Origin of the sequence: Kordia sp., assembly GCF_965224175.1 — a bacterium.
Taxonomy (GTDB): Bacteria; Bacteroidota; Bacteroidia; order Flavobacteriales; family Flavobacteriaceae; genus Kordia.
In genome coordinates this window covers 12,453-30,302 of record NZ_OZ245041.1, presented here as the reverse complement: position 1 = coordinate 30,302, position 17,850 = coordinate 12,453, and the positions used below count along the sequence as shown (strand labels likewise).

General features: G+C 32.9%; 13 protein-coding genes. 8 read left to right on the top strand and 5 right to left on the bottom strand.

The genetic code is table 11. The features are described from left to right. The first annotated feature begins 209 nt into the window (after positions 1-209). Positions 210-830 carry a JAB domain-containing protein gene (locus ACOQOS_RS00130; protein WP_420572929.1) on the top strand — a complete coding sequence of 207 codons (621 nt, stop codon included), beginning with the start codon at positions 210-212 and terminating at the stop codon, positions 828-830. Positions 831-834: 4 nt separating this feature from the next. On the opposite strand, the gene ACOQOS_RS00125 is transcribed toward ACOQOS_RS00130, so the two are convergent. From ACOQOS_RS00125 to ACOQOS_RS00110, 4 genes are all read right to left on the bottom strand, one after another. Then, positions 835-5,001 carry an NACHT domain-containing protein gene (locus ACOQOS_RS00125; protein WP_420572928.1) on the bottom strand — a complete coding sequence of 1,389 codons (4,167 nt, stop codon included), beginning with the start codon at positions 4,999-5,001 and terminating at the stop codon, positions 835-837. A 143-nt stretch (positions 5,002-5,144) separates the two neighbouring features. Next, positions 5,145-5,402 (bottom strand): hypothetical protein, encoded by a 258-nt coding sequence (locus tag ACOQOS_RS00120; RefSeq protein WP_420572927.1) that lies wholly within the window; start codon positions 5,400-5,402, stop codon positions 5,145-5,147. A 901-nt stretch (positions 5,403-6,303) separates the two neighbouring features. Beyond that, positions 6,304-7,074, bottom strand: a complete 771-nt coding sequence (locus tag ACOQOS_RS00115) for a DUF6261 family protein (RefSeq protein ID WP_420572926.1) — start codon at positions 7,072-7,074, stop codon at positions 6,304-6,306. 12 nt (positions 7,075-7,086) lie between these two features. Then, positions 7,087-7,338: a hypothetical protein gene (locus tag ACOQOS_RS00110; RefSeq protein ID WP_420572925.1), complete on the bottom strand. Its 252-nt coding sequence runs from the start codon at positions 7,336-7,338 to the stop codon at positions 7,087-7,089. Positions 7,339-7,851: 513 nt separating this feature from the next. Between ACOQOS_RS00110 and ACOQOS_RS00105 the strand changes: the two genes are divergently transcribed. From ACOQOS_RS00105 to ACOQOS_RS00095, 3 genes are all read left to right on the top strand, one after another. Further along, positions 7,852-9,705, top strand: a complete 1,854-nt coding sequence (locus tag ACOQOS_RS00105) for a PAS domain-containing sensor histidine kinase (RefSeq protein ID WP_420572924.1) — start codon at positions 7,852-7,854, stop codon at positions 9,703-9,705. Continuing rightward, the gene (locus tag ACOQOS_RS00100; protein WP_420572923.1) at positions 9,702-10,076 is read left to right on the top strand and encodes a response regulator; all 375 of its coding nucleotides are present in this window, start codon (positions 9,702-9,704) and stop codon (positions 10,074-10,076) included. The genes ACOQOS_RS00105 and ACOQOS_RS00100 overlap by 4 nt, the downstream gene beginning before the upstream one ends. Positions 10,077-10,206: 130 nt before the next feature. Continuing rightward, positions 10,207-10,437, top strand: a complete 231-nt coding sequence (locus tag ACOQOS_RS00095; protein WP_420572922.1) for a hypothetical protein — start codon at positions 10,207-10,209, stop codon at positions 10,435-10,437. Positions 10,438-10,580: 143 nt separating this feature from the next. Here ACOQOS_RS00095 and ACOQOS_RS00090 read toward each other — a convergent pair whose 3' ends face one another. After that, positions 10,581-11,423, bottom strand: a complete 843-nt coding sequence (locus ACOQOS_RS00090; RefSeq protein WP_420572921.1) for a mechanosensitive ion channel family protein — start codon at positions 11,421-11,423, stop codon at positions 10,581-10,583. A 131-nt stretch (positions 11,424-11,554) separates the two neighbouring features. Here ACOQOS_RS00090 and ACOQOS_RS00085 point away from each other — a divergent pair, with 131 nt between their 5' ends. From ACOQOS_RS00085 to ACOQOS_RS00070, 4 genes are all read left to right on the top strand, one after another. Then, on the top strand, positions 11,555-12,043 hold the full coding sequence (locus ACOQOS_RS00085) for an HYC_CC_PP family protein (protein WP_420572920.1): 489 nt from the start codon (positions 11,555-11,557) through the stop codon (positions 12,041-12,043). A gap of 100 nt (positions 12,044-12,143) precedes the next feature. Beyond that, positions 12,144-15,836, top strand: a complete 3,693-nt coding sequence (locus tag ACOQOS_RS00080) for an efflux RND transporter permease subunit (protein ID WP_420572919.1) — start codon at positions 12,144-12,146, stop codon at positions 15,834-15,836. Further along, complete coding sequence (locus ACOQOS_RS00075) at positions 15,826-17,046, top strand: TolC family protein (RefSeq protein WP_420572918.1); 1,221 nt, start codon at positions 15,826-15,828, stop codon at positions 17,044-17,046. The genes ACOQOS_RS00080 and ACOQOS_RS00075 overlap by 11 nt, the downstream gene beginning before the upstream one ends. An 81-nt stretch (positions 17,047-17,127) precedes the next feature. Beyond that, positions 17,128-17,847: a heavy-metal-associated domain-containing protein gene (locus ACOQOS_RS00070; RefSeq protein WP_420572917.1), complete on the top strand. Its 720-nt coding sequence runs from the start codon at positions 17,128-17,130 to the stop codon at positions 17,845-17,847. The last annotated feature ends 3 nt before the right edge of the window (positions 17,848-17,850 follow it).

Sequence of the window (17,850 nt, the reverse complement as noted above, 5' to 3'; positions counted from 1 at the left end):
GCTCAATGTGGAAGGTTATGGGATAATTTGTTTATTTTACTTTTTGTTTCAAAACACAGACTTCCAACTTGTCAATTCTTTTTTTGTTGATTTGTTAAAATGCTTACAAAGAACCTCTAAATGATCTTTGAAACAATACTAACAGCTAAAACCTAATTCCTAATGCCCAACTTACCAATATTCAATACTAATTTTCCTATATTTGACATATGAACGTACGACTTACCGAAGCACAAAAAATTACCGTCCTTAATGCACATGATGTGTATAGCGTTATGCAACAAATACTGCTGCGTCAAAACAAAATTCGCAGAGCTCAAGAACATTTTTGGGTAGTAGGACTCAAAGCCGATAATACCATTTTGTTTGTAGAGCTGATTGCCATTGGTGCGCAAAACCGTGTGAATGCTTCGCCACCAGATGTGTTCCGTATGGGAATTTATAAACTTGCCGTACGTATGATACTCGTTCACAACCATCCAAGCGGTAACTTAACACCTTCTGTACAAGACAAAGATATTACTGACCGACTCCTTAAGGTTGGAAAACTGATTAATATAGATGTGATAGACCATTTGATTATTACCGAAAGTGGCTTTACTTCTTTTAGAGATAAAGGCATTATGGACGAGCTTAAAAAGAGCGGTTTATATGAACTGAAAGAACGTGAAAGTGAAACCATGAAAGAAATGCAGTTAAAGTTTGAAAAGGATAAGGCTGAGAAAAAGAAAGCTATGGATATTGCGCGTAAGATGAAAGCCAAAGGTTATGATAATCAGACTATCAAAGAGTTGACTGGTTTATATATTCGGGATATTAAGCAGGCTTAGGTTATCAAATACTCAATTCTTTTATCTTACTAAGAGCTTCTTCGAAGCTTAACGGTTTTGACTTAGAATTAAAATAATTGTCCTTAACATCATCAATGAGTCGACTGATGTGGAATAAGTCAGATTCGCTATCTTTTATTTTCTCTAAATTCTTAATTATTTGTTTATACTTATCCTCGTCAATACTTAAATTGTATAAATAATTTCTAAAAAGTGTGCTGTAATCACTAAATTCAAAACGATCAATTTTTTGATTATAAATTATATCAAATAATCGCTCAATAATTTCATATTCGCTAAACACATCATAATTCATAGAATTAATCATTCTAACAGAAATAGCTTTTCCCTTTTCAGCAAATTCCACTAAATATTCAATTCCTCTTATGTGATTCAATTTAAATAGGACTCCAATAGCATATTCATTAAATCTATCATCCTCATTTCCTAGATATTCAAGTGATTTTTCTAAACAGAAATCAATATGAATATCTTTCTTTACCAAAACATCAATTAACTCCCAATGAAGGTAACTTTCAGAGTTCTTACAACATTCAAGTAAGAAATCATTATCGCTTGTTAGTTCAACATATTTTTTAATTTTCTCAATACCATCATGAGAAGAACCTTTTTCTTTTAAATACTCTCTTATTTTAGGAAAGCTTTTATGAAGATTATTATTAAGAGCGTATTCAATATGTCTTGATAGTGAAAAAGCAAACATTTCCTTATTAAGGATATTATCTACTATTCTATTATTAAAAGACTCTTCATCATTGATCAACTCTTTTAACTTTTCGTAATTATCATCAACATCATGTGAGCTATCAAATTCAAAAATTTCAATACAATTCAATAAAAAATCTTTAGATAAATTAAACTGTAGTAGGTCTTGAAAGAAAAATATCAATTCAATTTTTTTATAATTATTCCCTATAAAATAAAAAGCACTTTTATTCTGAAACTTTACGATAGAATCAAAATTTATTGTATTAGATGTTTTAATACACCATTGTTTTATCTTTTCTTCATGTTTTGACATGTTGAATTTCCAATCAGCCCACTGATATCTTTCAACAAGTTTTTTAGATTCTAAAATTACAATCGTTTCTTCTTCAATATCTTCTATTGCTTCTGACAAGGTTACTAAGGAACCTCTTTGTTGTAATGAGGAATCTATAATGGAAAGGCTACTATCTAAAAACAAATCACCAAAACTATGTTCTTCATACCATTTATCTCTTATTTCACGAAGATTGGATAATGTTATTGTACCTTTATAGGCATCAAAAATCAGTTCAATCTTTTTTAATAACTCTTCTCTGTACAACAATATATCGAGTTCGTTTTGAATTTTTTTAAGGTTTTTTAATTTATCTAATTCTCTTTTTTCATTTGAATAAACATCTTTTTGAAAAGTAATTCCCTTATCCCTCATTAAAGAATCAAATATTTCAGCAACCTCTCTATTGTCGTGATTATAGTCGCCTAATTGGTTTCTAAAAAATTCTATACTTTTTGTATCAAAATCTTTCTCTAATATCAAATCAGCTACTTCATCTACATTTGATAGATTAACTAAATAGCTAGTAAAAAAGATTATTTTCTTGAACTCTATATTTTCGAATAGATATTGCAATGACTTTAATTCTGAATTAGATCCTTGTATTATATTTTTCAACAATTTTCTATTTCCATAAAATTTTATTTCATCTTTGATCATTGAAAGTAACTTAATTATGAAGTCCTCTTCCTGAAGACTAAAATGAATGCATCTTTTTACTAATTTTTTCAGAAAGTCTTCATCATATGATAAACTGATTTCTTCATTAAAAAAATATTTAACTGTTTCTAAGAAATCACTAGAGGATTCTAGTCTTAAAATTAATCTTTTGGATTTATATTCATTCCCTCTTCCTACTTCATCCACTTCTTTTCTATTTTTTATATCATGAGCTCTTAAAAACTCCTCTTTTATGTAATCTGCAAATTTTTCTATATTTTCGAAACTACCCACTAAAGATAAAAGTGCTGTATTAATTTCTTTATTCGTTTCTGTTTTAAATATTTCAAAAGCTTCTTTAATCAAATCAGAATCATTTTTGAGCTTGGGCTGTGACTGAATTAACCTCACTATTTGAGCCTTAATTTGTGGAAGGTTTGAAACGTCTCTAATTAGATTAAGCAGTTCTTTCTTTAGGTTTAAAAGTTCTTCTGATGGGATAGAAAAAAAAGTTAATACTTCTAATGCAGAATATCTAGCTCGAAAATGATATTTTTTATTTTGGAATATTTTAACTAAGTATTCGTAGTTGACTTCACAATCACTGAATCTTCCTACTTTATATAATTCATATGTCTTATTCGTATCAATCCATAAAGTTTTTTCAATACATTCTTTTTGAAAATATGATTGAAATACTTGCTCTTTAACATCAGTTGAAATACGATTAGCATCAGCTCTAAACAAAAGTTCACTTTCATTTTTAACGAACCAATTTACTAATTTTTTATATTGATGAGATTCAGAATTTAACAGGTTAATCAAAAGTGTAATTGTGTTAAATAATGATGGATGTGTTCTTCCCGTACCTTTAATTTGGATAAATTCTATTATATCTTTAAAATCCTTTTTCGAAATAGCTAATGCAGCGAAAAACTCTTGAATATTTTTATGTTCAAAAGACCAAATTAGTCTTCCTTTTTCTTTATAAATCAATGGGTTTTTAAAAAAATTTCTGAAACCTACGTCATTTTCCTCAACAAGTTTAAAAACATCTTCCTCTTTAAAAAAATTTATTTGCATCAGCTCATTAACCAATGATATTTTTTTAGAGTACGCTTTAATTAAATGTATATTTATTGATGACTTGACTAATTTATTGTCTTTATCTAAACTTAACCTTTTATCTATATAATTCTCCCAAAGATCAGCAGTATTAGTTGGCATTCTTCCTTTAGTATTAAAGTAAGATGATACTATATCTACGAAAAAGGGATTGTTAAAAAAATCTCTAAACTCTTTATTTAGAAGTAAATTATTTTTGTATTTACTTTTTAGTTTAAAAAGATGTTGTCCTTCATGAGTAGTTAAATCCCTTAAATAATAAGTTTTAAAATCGGAAATAGAATTTAATATACTTTCATATATATTTGTTCTACAGCTTACTAATATTTTAAATTTAATCTTAGTTATTTCTAAATGTGATATGAATGTATTTAATTTAGATTTGAAATCTTGAATATCTCTTATCTCATCTACTCCATCAAAAATGAATAATACTTTTTCTAAGGAATTATAATCTATTATTAAGTAAGATGAAATTGTATCTTGATTAGTAAAGCTTTTTAAGTTTCTATAAATAGGAATGAATTTATTTGCATTATCATTCCATACATTTATTGCTAATCTTTCTAATTCAGTGGTTTTTCCAGATCCCGGATTCCCAAGAATAACAATTTTATTTTCTCTTTCTATTAGTTCCTTAATACCTATATCATTTTCGCTCTCATTAAAAGAATAACTTAATCCTTTAGCTTTTTGATTTTGTTCATTGTAAAACTTTCTTTCTATTAAACCTTCTTTTAAAGTAATTTTTTCAATAAAGTCTTCTTTATTTAAATCAGATTTAATTTTCTTTTTCTTGGAAGGTATGAGAACGCCATACATATCATCAACTTTTGAACCTATAGAGTCTACTTTACCTTCTATCCTATTTAAAATAGTACCTAAACTAAAAATCTTTCTCTTATAATTTTCTTCTACAAATAGCTTTTTTAATAGCTTATCACTTTTTATTTTTGTAGTAAATATTTTATAGAATAATTCTAATTCTTCTTTAGTAGGTTTTATTATCCTTGTATCTTTCTTAATTTCCTCATCAATTGAATTTAAATCATAATCAATGTTATTAAATAACACATACCTATTCAACTTATCAAATAATACTTTAGAAGCATAAAAAGCAATCTTACCTTCTTTTTCAACTATTGATTTTTTTACTTTGAATTCTTTTACTGAATTATTAAAGACCTTTATTAATCTAGTTTCGTATTTTTTTGATGGAAAGAAGAATTTTCTTAATTTACTATATCCTTGCTCCTTAATCAATTGATCTAGAAACTTTTTAGACACATATGTTATTATTAAAGTAAAAGAAATTGGTTCCATGAAGTAGTGGAGTATCTTTTGTTATTGATATTCTACCGCTAAATGTAAGAAAAAGTTTCCTCACCTTATTATTTCTGTAAAGAAAAAACCACCCAAACAGCTATAAAACTAAATGAGTGGCTTTCTAATATTATGTATATAGTTTATCGTGCAGGAAGACATACAGCTTCCATACCCGCCATACATCCATCGTAGAAATGCAACCAAATATCATGACGCTCTGCATGTGTTAAATATCCAGGAGCAGAAGGATCTGAATAATGAGGGACATCTTGCATGTGGTAATCGGCACTTCTAAAACAGCAAACTCCATCAATTTCTGCGCGTCCACCTTTTACTTCTTTTTGTTCTTTTTTGTTCAATGGTTGAACACCTTTTACTTTTAAAATGTTTTGTAACATGGTACAATGTTTTATGAATGAACTCTGAATGTATGTGTAATAAAAAGAATAGTCAGAGCATCTACTCTTTTTCTGAATACTACTAGGGGAAGGTTTTTATACTTTGTATGGTTTTCAATACGAAATAGCGAGCAAGCTATTTTTTGAATACCAACAGAATAAATATATCATAAAGACTAAAAAAATTGAAGGAAAGTAAGTCGTGATTTATGAATTGTAAAATAGAAATGTAATGAGTACAGCTAGTTATTATGGTAGTATAGCACTGCGATAGGAGCGAAATATTTTTAATCAACTTTAAAATGAAAAAATAAAAAACCACCCAAACAGTTTATCAATACTATTCAGGTGATTTTCACTTTAAACTACAATACGTCTTTGCGAGGTGAAACCGTGGCAATCTGTTAGTTCAAAGAACGTCAGCGCTATATGATAGACAGATTACTTCGTCCTTGCACTCCTCGTAATGACGTATCAAAATAATACAAGTGGTTTTCATTTTAAACTACAATACGTCTTTGCGAGGTGAAACCGTGGCAATCTGTTAGTTCAAAGAACGTGAGTGCTATTTGATAGACAGATTACTTCGTCCTTGCACTCCTCGTAATGACGTATCAAAATAATACAGGTGTTTTTCACTTTAAACTACAATACGTCTTTGCGAGGTGAAACCGTGGCAATCTGTTGATTTAAAGAACGTGAGTGCTATATGATAGACAAATTACTTCGTCCTTGCACTCCTCGTAATGACGTATCAAAATAATACAGGTGGTTTTCACTTCAAACTACAATACGTCTTTGCGAGGTGAAACCGTGGCAATCTGTTGGTTAAAAGAACGTGAGTGCTATACAATAACCAGATTACCACGTCCTTGCACTCCTCGTAATGACGTATTATACATTATACGTCCTCAGAGCCTGTATTTGCATCACCAGTAACATCATCCTCTCCCAAATTCTCCTCCGTTGCGTCTGAACGAAGTCTAAGACCAACCGTTTGGTTATACTGCTTTGTCAAAATTCCAAACTCATTCACCAATTCTTGGTGTGCAACATTGCTTCCCAAAGTGGCGTGTGCTTCGGTATGCGCCACCAACTCACGGTAAGCTTTGGTAGTAACCTCACGTACAGAAGTAAAACTCGTTGCGGGATTGGCTGCCGATTCTGAAATACGTGCCAAGTATCTGTTATTAAAAAGCTGATTGGCTGTTTTGAGTTCAGCAATCCAATTGGTTAAACCCAAACTCGTCGTAGCATTGACCAAATCAGTTTCTGTTTCCCAATCGGACAACATACTATCAATGACGGCGGTTTCTGCTTGGTAGTTCATACGCGGAATGTTGGTTCCGTAATTATTTAAATTAAATAACAAACTACGTGCTGCCAATTGCCTTGCCTCTTCATAATGGTATTCGTGGGCTTCTAAGAGTGCCTTGATTCCCATAAACGCTTTATCACGTCTGTTATCTAACTCAATTAGTTCTTGTGTAATACCACTACTCTGCTCTTGCTGAAACAAATCGTCAATCTGATTGGTCAATACGGCAAGCGCGTCGCGTTGTGTCGTTAATTGTAATGTGTCAACTTCGTTGGCGTTGACTAATTCTAATACATCTTTCATGTATTGTAAAAATTCGCTATTTCTGTAGCGTGAAAATACAGGGATCTCCATAATGTGTAGATTTTAAAAGATTAATAATTTTTTTATCATTTTTTGACATTTTATTGCATTATTCGCAATAAAAAGCCGTTTGAAACCTTCTCGCAGTAATGCAGCAAGCTTTCCAACGCGTTTGAAACGTTCTCGCAGACCTGCAGGAAGCTTTCCAACGTGTTTGAAACGTTCTCGCAGACTTGCAGGAAGCTTTCCAACGTGTTGAAATTGATCTCGCAGACCTGCAAGGAGCTTTCCGACGGATTTGAAAGTGTCTCGCAAGCTTACAACAGGCTTTTGTTTACATTAAAAAGCATGAAACATTGCTGTTTGAAGTATGAATCTCGTTAATAATTCTGAAAAAAGTGACAGATAATGTATAAGCGTCGTAAATATTTCGTAAGCGTTGAATATTGCATGCAAAATGAACGTTTTTTGTAAAAACAGCACTGCGCAGTTGTGTTTTACAGGATGAATCTCTGATTTTTTTTAAACACAAATACTATGAATAGTGATTAAGCTTTGAAAATTCAGGATAAACATCCGTACACCAACAGATGTTTTCTTACGAAAAGGAGGAAATAACTCAGCATGTAGCGTGATTTACGAAGAACACACCTGTATTTTTCTTACATGTATTTAGCTCTACATCATATTTCTTTGGAGAATTTAAAGAGCAATTACAACATATAATAAGGATGCTTTACAACTCCTACTAAGAAAGAAATATGTTAAATCTGAAACAGTAATGAAATGTTTTTTATACTTTTAGAAAGCCGAATCTATTAACCAGTAATGCATCACAGTCAGTTACTTTCCCACATTCTAGAGAAATCTAGCCTTTACGTATTTGTATTAGATGTAAAAGGTGTCGTTGAGCAACTTAATAAAGTAGCCAATGTCTCTTTTGTGTCTCATACTCCATGTATAGGATTGCCAATGCATAGCTTTGTATTAGACCAATACAAAGACGAATTGCACAAAATACTACAAAACGTAGCTAAAGGTAATACTGAATGCAATAAACGAATACAATTACGCACTGCATCTAAAGATATCATCACATTGCGTCTCGATTTTATTCTTGAAGCACATCAAATATATGCGATAGGAACTGATGTTACAGAGGAAGACAAAGAACGACAAGTATATGTAGAACAATTAAAAGAGAGTGAAGAAACCAAAAAACTTGCTCTAAAAGGTATTCGCTCTGGTTTGTTTGATCAACGACTTCGTGATAACCGTGTATATTTTAGTCCGTCGTTTCGAAAAATGCTTGGCTTATCATTTGAAGAAGATTTTTTACCTACGTCCGAATTTCGAAAAATGATTCATCCAGACGATTTGGAAGGCGCATTACAACGACAAAAAATCAACTTCGAGAAAAAAGATGCTTACTACTTCAATGAATACCGCCTGCGGCACTTAGACGGAAAATATCGTCATTACGAAGTATATGGTTATTGCAAAAAAGATACAGAAGGCAATACAATTCGTATGATTGGGAATTTGATTGATGTAGACGATCGTACCAAGAACGAGCAAATAGTACAGAAAAATCAACGCCGTATGCGCGCCATGATAAATAATGGGTTTGTATATACGTTTCTGCTCGATAAAAAAGGGACTATCTTACTAACAGATGATATTTCTGCTTCCATCATTCAAGAAGACTTTAAAGTAAATCCAAAAGAAACCACTGTACGTTTTATGGATGTATTGCCACTTAATTTTAAACATACGTTTGCTGATTCGTTTAATGAAGCATTAAAAGAGCATATTACACGAAAAGAAGTAGAACGCGTCATGCAAAAAGGGAATTCGCAATGGCTCGAAATAAAATACACGCCTATCACTGATGAAACAGGAAATGTTTCGACCGTATTAATTACAGGTTTGGACATTACCGAACGTAAAATTGCAGAGATTACCATTAAAGAAGCACATATAAAAGAGCAAGAACTCAACAATCTTAAAACAAATATTCTTACCAACTTAAGTCATGAAATAAGAACGCCACTTAATGGAATTATGGCTATTAGTGAGTTGCTCCTTACGGAAGAAAATGTTGAAGAACGTACCAAACTGCTAGACTATTTAAAAGAAAGTAAAGATCGTTTGCTAGAAACCGTCAATAATATTTCCACATTTAGCGAAGTGGATACGATTAAATCTAATCTCGATCTTATAAAATATGATCTTAATTATACCGTAGAAAGTTCGTACCGAGAATATGATCATTTGGCTGAGATTAAAAACCTAGATTATAAGCTAGTATTAGATAAAAGCTCTCCTAAAGTAGAAATAGATGAACAACTCTTCCGAACAGCATTCAATAACATCATACACAATGCCATAAAATATACCAATCACGGAGCTATTACAGTGACCATTAGTTCTGATACAAAAACACAAACAGCTACCATCTGTGTAAAAGATACAGGAATTGGTATTGAGGCAGAAAACATCACTAAAATATTTGATCCTTTTGTACAAGAAAGCGTCGGTTTTAGTAGAAAGTATGAAGGCACAGGAATCGGCTTAAGCTTATCCAAACGCTATATTGAAATCTTAGATGGAAGTATTGAAGTACAAAGTGAAGTGGGAAAAGGTTCTGATTTTATTGTAAAACTCCCTATTTCAGCATGAACATACTGTATGTAGAAGATAATAAAGTAAACGCAATGGTGATGAATAAAATGCTTGCTAAAGCACATTCAGACGTAACGATTGTAGAAAATGGTATCGATGCTTTAAAACTTGTGCAAAAAAAGATGCCTGATCTAATTTTACTAGATATTAATTTAGGGAAAAATCAAATGGATGGCTGCGAACTGCTCAAAAAAATTCAAGAATTACCAGCGCACAGAAACACTCCTGTTTTTGCCGTAACTGCATATGCCTTGCCCGATGATGAAAAACGATTTATCAACTTCGGATTTGATCAGTATTTCCCAAAACCAATCAATTTTCCAGCTTTATTGTCTGCCATAGAAAAAATAGGATTCTCAAAAATATAATCAACTCACTTACAACACCTAACAAAAATTGTACGGCAAAACCGTACTTCTTTCTAATGCTTTCTTTTTAACTTTCGTTCGATGTTTTTAGCCACGATATCAATCAAAAATTAATTTCAATTTAAACATTATGAAAAAAAAGAATTTAAAAAACCTGAGTGTAAAGAAATTAACGATTTCTAACTTAACAGGAGAAGCTCAAAAAGGTGGAACCATAAGAACATTTTATAAGTATTGTGGTACAGGGCCAGAAACTATATTTACATGTCCACAAACCAATGGAGGACTTGCATGTACATACAATTCACAAAATCGTTGTGAAACGATAGAAGTAGATGGAAATACACTTCCTATTTGTTAAATTATAGATGTATGAGTCAACTACTTCGAGGTAAGCCCACGAAGTATTGAATGAAACATTACGACGCAAGCGTCGGAGCATTTAAAGCTCGATAATCGAGTAAAAAAAAGAGCGAATCGTACAGATTCGCTCTTTTAGTATATTTACTCTACTATTTTATGCATCGGAATAGACATGGCTACGTCTTCTTTTTGGAAGCGTTTATGTACAGCTTCACGCAACGTACATTTTGTCTTAAACTCTGTAAATGGTTCATTGAGCCATATGTAAGCACGTAAATGTATATAACCATCTCGTGCTTCAATAACACGAACTTCTATCGTATTAACATCAGCCGTATGTTTATCATCAATAACATTCTCTAAATGAGAAGCTTCTTCCTGTATAATTTGACGCACTTGGTCAATATCTGCATGAATACCCACATAAAAATTATTGAAACTTAATACTTTAGAATCATCTATGGTATGGTTCAACACCGATTCTGTACTAATCACAGAGTTAGGAATGATCAATCGTTTGTTTTCAAAATTATTAATTACCGTATGGCGCAGTGTAATATCATCTACAATTCCAATACGCTGATCATCAAGCTTTATATAATCGCCAACTCTAAAAGGTTTAAAAATAACAATAAACAAACCTGCTATTAAATTAGAAATGGCACTCTGCGCTGCAAAACCTATAATCGCTGCCAAAATTCCAGCACCCGAAAATATCAATCCTGCTTGTTCGCGCAGCATAGGAACCGTAAAAATAATGATACAGATTCCTACAATGATAAATGAAAACCGAATGGAGTTTTTAATGAACTTTAACGTAGTAACACCAAAGCGCTTTTTACGTTGTTTTCTTTCTAAATAAACAATCAGTATAAATCTGAACATGCGAGAAAGTGCCCAAAATATAAAAAGTACTGTCAAAGAATACCATAAAATACCTTCAGCAGTAGTAACATCTATGTATGACTTTATAAATTCTAACATACGTACTAGTTTTATACAAAGCTAGGGTAGATTTTTGACATACATACTCTTTTTAAAAGAGATTTACAGACAAGACAGGTATTGTGATATTTGTAAAATATACATCACTTTTTTGGTGATAGAAAAAACGTATGCAACCAAAAATTAAAACATACAATTATGAGTCATTTAACATTTATTTCTATAGTTTTTGTATTTTTACACTATTAATGAAGCAGTTTTTAAAACATATCAGCGCATTTGCCTTAGCTTTTTTAATGCTATTCGCTACATTTTCATTCACCATCAATGAACATATTTGCGGTGGTGTCAATGTAAGTATGGCAATTGGTGTTGATGCTGATACTTGCGGCATGGAAGTAGAATCTAATGGATTTGAAACTCCAATGTTTCAAAAAACACCTTGCTGTAATGATGTCACTACCTTTATACAAGGACAAGACGAATTGCCTAGCTCGCAAGAAACTGCCATCTCTACACAAACATTCATTAAAGCATTTGTATACAGTTATATTTATGTACTTCCAACAGTAGATCAAGAAAAAACAGTGTACAAGCCGTATATTCCACCACCACTGGTCAAGGATATACAACTACTTGATGAAACTTTCTTAATTTGATTTTATACGTATTCTCACAGTATTCCAACAACTCTTAGTTTGTTTGGAAACCTATTGCTATGCAATAAAAATATAGATACACGTATAAATATCACTATTCATGCTCAACAAAAGCATTCAATTTTTAATACAACACAAGCTTGTTGCTACGCTCCTACTGGTTGCCATTATTGGCTTCGGACTCAGCTCTGCTCCATTTAATTGGGATATAGCCGGACTTCCTAAAAACGCCATTGCAGTAGATGCTATTCCTGATATTGGAGAAAATCAGCAAATTGTATTTACCAAATGGCAAGGACGTTCTCCGAAAGATATTGAAGACCAAATCACCTATCCGTTAACGACTACGTTGATGGGAATTCCCGGTGTTAAAACAGTGCGTAGTTCGTCTATGTTTGGTTTTTCTAGTATCTATATCATTTTTAATGATGAGGTAGAGTTCTACTGGAGTCGCAGCAGAATTTTAGAAAAACTCAACGCATTACCAAGTTCTTTACTTCCAGAAGGTGTACAACCAACACTAGGTCCTGATGCAACTGGTTTAGGACAAATATTTTGGTATACCTTAGAAGGAAGAGATGAAAACGGAAACGTAACAGGCGGCTGGGATTTGCAAGAACTTCGTAGCATTCAAGATTATTATGTAAAATCTGCCTTATCTAGCGCTGCCGATGTATCGGAAGTTGCTTCTATTGGCGGTTACATTCAAGAGTATCAAATTGATGTATTGCCAGATGTGCTAAAAAAATACAATATATCTTTAGCGGAAGTAGTCAAAGCAGTACGTAACACGAATAAAGAAATTGGCGCAAAAACCATCGAAATTAACCGCGCAGAATATGTAGTTCGTGGTTTGGGTTATGTAAAATCGATTGCTGATATAGAAAATACACCGATCAAATCGGAAGGATTTACGCCTGTATTAGTAAAAGATGTAGCCAAAGTATATCTCGGTCCTGCTGAACGACGCGGAATTCTTGACAAAGAAGGTGCGGAAGTTGCTGGTGGCGTTGTAGTAGCTCGCTATGGAGCCAATCCGATGCAAGTGATTACCAATGTAAAAGAAAAAATAAAAACGATTGCCAGTGGTTTGCCATCTAAAACTTTACAAGACGGACGTACTTCACAACTTACCATTGTTCCTTTTTACGATCGTACCGAATTGATACAAGAAACCTTGCACACCTTAGAAGAAGCTTTATCGCTAGAAATTCTAATTACACTACTCATCATTGTAATTATGGTTTTAAATATAAGAGCTTCTTTCTTAATCGCTAGCATTTTGCCTGTTGCCGTTTTATTAGTTTTTATTACGATGAAACTCGGAAATGTAGATGCTAATATTGTAGCACTTTCTGGAATTGCCATTGCCATCGGAACTATGGTAGACATGGGAATTGTGTTGATAGAAAACATTACGCGACATCTGGAAGAAGACACTCAAAATACACCGATTAATACCTTGGTATACAAAGCAACATCAGAAGTTTCTGGAGCTATCCTTACGGCGGTACTAACCACCATTGTTAGTTTTATTCCCGTATTTATGTTAGTTGGCGCGGAAGGAAAATTGTTCAGTCCGCTTGCCTATACCAAAACAATGGCATTAGTTGCTGCCCTTGTGATTACCTTATTCATCTTACCAGCGCTGGCTGCTTGGGTTTTTGGTTGGAAATCGATTCGTAAAAAGTTGAATTTAGTATTGAATTTCTTTTTCATTGTTGCCAGTATTTATGGTATTATTTCAGGATATTATATTGCAATTGCACTCTTAATTTTTGGAATTGTAAATGTGTTAGAAATACAAAGTATCATTACTCTAGCAATAAAAAAGCGAGTGTATATGATCACAACTATTGTGACATTATTGATCCTACTCACCTTGTATTGGCGTCCACTTGGATATACAAACGCTTTAGGCACAAACTTCTTATTTGTGAGCTTTGTTTGTATGCTCATTATAGGGACGTTTACATTATTTATTAAATATTACGAACGTTTATTACGTTGGGCATTGACTAATAAGCTACTCTTTTTAAGTATTCCGCTATTAATTTTAATTGCTGGAGTTCAAATTTGGCGACATACAGGAAAAGAATTTATGCCTGCGCTCAATGAAGGTTCTTTTTTATTGATGCCAACATCTTTACCACATGCAGGAATTGCTGAAAATAAAAAGATCCTACAGCAATTAGATATGGCTGTTGCACATATTCCTGAGATAGAAACTGTTGTTGGAAAAGCAGGTCGTGTAGAAAGTGCGCTTGATCCTGCGCCACTGTCTATGTATGAAAATATCATTCATTACAAACCTGAATACATCTTAGATGCAAACGGAAAACCACAACGTTTTAAAGTAAATGATGCTGGTGAGTTTATATTAAAAGATGGTACTTCGGCTTCGCTCAGTGCGCTTAACATGAATAAAGAAAACCTAATTCCAGATGAGAATGGAGAATTGTATCGTAATTGGCGACCGCATATTAAATCACCTGATGACATTTGGAATGAAATTATAAAAAACACCAAACTACCTAGCATTACGTCTGCGCCCAAGTTACAACCTATTGAAACACGTTTAATCATGCTACAGACAGGCATGCGTTCGCCAATGGGAATTAAAATAAAAGGACAAGACTTAGCACAAATCGAAGCTTTTGGTTTGGAATTAGAACAAATTCTACAAGGAGTTCCTGAAGTAAAAAAAGAAACTGTTTTTGCTGAACGTCTGATTGGAAAACCTTATCTGATTTTAGACATTGACCGTGAAAAAATTGCACGTTATGGACTTTCAATCAAAGCGGTGCAGGATATCTTGGAAGTCGCTATTGGCGGAAAAGTAGTAACGCAAACCATTGAAGGTCGTGAACGTTACAATGTACGCGTACGTTATCCGAGAGAATTACGCGCCAATCCAAACGATTTGGAAAACATATACATTCCGTTACCAAATGGTGCTGAAATTTTGCTTAAAGAAGTAGTAGCCATCAACTATGAAAAAGGACCGCAAATGATAAAAAGCGAAGATACTTTTTTAGTAAGCTACGTTTTATTCAACAAACAAGCAGACATTGCAGAAGTTACCTTGGTAGAACAATTACAAACTATTATACAAAAGCATATTGACAACGGAAGTTTGACTGTACCAAAAGGTGTGAGTTATGAGTTTTCTGGAACGTATGAACAACAAGTGCGCGCAGAAAAAACATTGTTGATTATTGTACCAATTGTATTGCTTATCATCTTTTTAATTCTGTATTTTCAATTTAAATCTGTTGCTACTTCGCTATTTATTTTTGGAGGAATAGCGGTTGCTTTTGCAGGTGGTTTTATTATGATATGGTTATACGGACAATCGTGGTTTTTAAATATTGAATTGTTTGGTAGCAATCTCCGAGAGTTGTTTCAGATAAAAACCATCAACCTAAGTGTAGCGGTTTGGGTAGGATTCATTGCTTTGTTTGGAATTGCTACAGACGACGGTGTTATTATGGCAACTTACTTGAAACAAAATTTTGACAAGAAACTTCCAACGACGAAAGAAGCTGTGCAAAATACTGTGATTGAAGCTGGAAAGAAACGAATTCGTCCTTGCTTAATGACTACCGCCACCACATTACTTGCTTTGTTGCCAATTTTGACATCTACAGGACGTGGAAGCGACATTATGATTCCGATGGCAATTCCGAGTTTTGGTGGTATGTTAATCGCGTTGATTACCTTATTTGTAGTGCCGGTTTTATACAGTTGGCATCAAGAAATTAAACTAAAAAATAATACAGATGAAGCATAAGATCATATATATATTCGCTTGCTTTTTAATGTCTCAAATTTGCGATGGACAAAACTTAGCCACGTATCTGGCGGAAGCCGAAAAAAATAGCGCTGAGATTTTAGCCAAGCAATTACAATACGAAAGTTCCCTTGAAAAAGTAAACGAAGTAGGAAGCTTACCCAATACAAAATTAGGTGTAGGCGTGTTTGCACAAGCTGTAGAAACGCGTGTAGGACCGCAAAGAGCACGTTTCTCTGCCAGTCAGCAAATTCCTTGGTTTGGTACGTTAAGCGCAAAAAAGAAGAACGCAAAATTATTGGCTGTTGCCAAAGAAAGTGAAATTGATTTTTTGAAAAAACAGCTTCGACTTAATGTAAAAGTTGCTTACTATAATTTGTATACATTGCAACAAAAATCTAAGATTACAAAGCAACATATTGAAATTTTAGATACCTACGAAAAATTAGCACTCAATGAACTTGAAAATAATCGTACTGATATGGTAGATGTGTTGCATATTAAGATGAAAAAAAACGAATTGCAACAACAATTTCAAGCAATTACAGAAGATATACAAAGTCAAAAAGTACAGTTCAACTTATTATTAAACAAATCTGTAACTTCAGAAGTCGTGCAGTTAGATTCTTTAGAAATTCAGGAAACAGCATTGTTTACGACTATAGAAACTGTTGAAAACAATCCGAAGTTACAACAATTAAATGCTTTAGAAAGTGCGTTGCAACAATCGGAAATTGTAGCCAAAAAAGAAGGAAATCCAAAGATTGGTTTCGGACTCGATTATGTATTGGTTGCAGAACGTTCGGGCGTTTCCTTACCTGATAATGGAAAAGATATTATTATGCCTATGGTTTCGGTATCTATTCCTTTGTTTAATAAAAGACATATTGCAAAGCAAAAACAATTACGACTCGAACAAGAAGCGATTGTACATACCAAAACAACCGTAAAAACTCAATTGTTGATTGCTCTTGAACAAGCAAAAAACAAATTAAAAAATGCTACAGAAAGCATTAAAACACAAGAAGAAAATATAGTACAAGCGGCTCAAGCTAAAGAAGTTATTTTGGCAGCATACCAAACGGCTAAAATGGATTTTGAACAGTTATTATCGCTTGATGAACTTGCATTGAACTTTGAATTGCAAAAAGTGAAAGATTTCAATACATGTCTGGCAAATATTGCGATTATAGAATTTTTAATTAAATAATAAAAATGACACGTTTTTTTATATATCATTGTAACACAAGTCACAGTCGAAGTCATTGTGAACCTATAATTTAGTACGATTATGAAACAGACTTATATCATTAATGGAATGACTTGTAACGGTTGCCGTAGCAAGGTAGAATCCATTTTAAACAGCATGAACGAAGTTACAACGGCAACTGTAAATTTAGAAACTTCTACGGCAGAAATTGAAGCTTCTACTCCACTCGATTTGACAACTATACAAGCAGCTTTGCCTGAAAAATATACGGTTCAAGAAGCTAGTGTAAACATATTCGATCAAGCAGAAACAGAAGAAAAAAGTGAATTACGACAACTTTTTCCTTTGTTCTTGATTTTCTTCTATATCACCACGGCAAGTATTTTAATGCATATTAATAATTGGTCTACAGAAGGATTTATGTTAGACTTTATGGGACTTTTTTATATTGTGTTTAGCTTTTTTAAACTGTTAGATTATAAAGGCTTTCCAAATTCGTTTCAAATGTATGATCCGTTGGCTAAGCAAATTCCAGCGTATGCATGGATCTATCCTTTTATAGAAGTAGCTCTTGGACTTATGTTTTTATTCAGATTTCAAATTCCTACGGCACTTATCATTACTATTGTTATTTTAGGAATTACCACTATTGGCGTGACCAAAGCATTATTTGACAAAAAAACAATTCAATGTGCTTGTTTGGGAACAGCACTCAAATTACCAATGACCAAAGCGACATTTATTGAAAATTCAATCATGCTCGTAATGGCAATTTGGATGTTAATCAACTTATATCTCTAGACT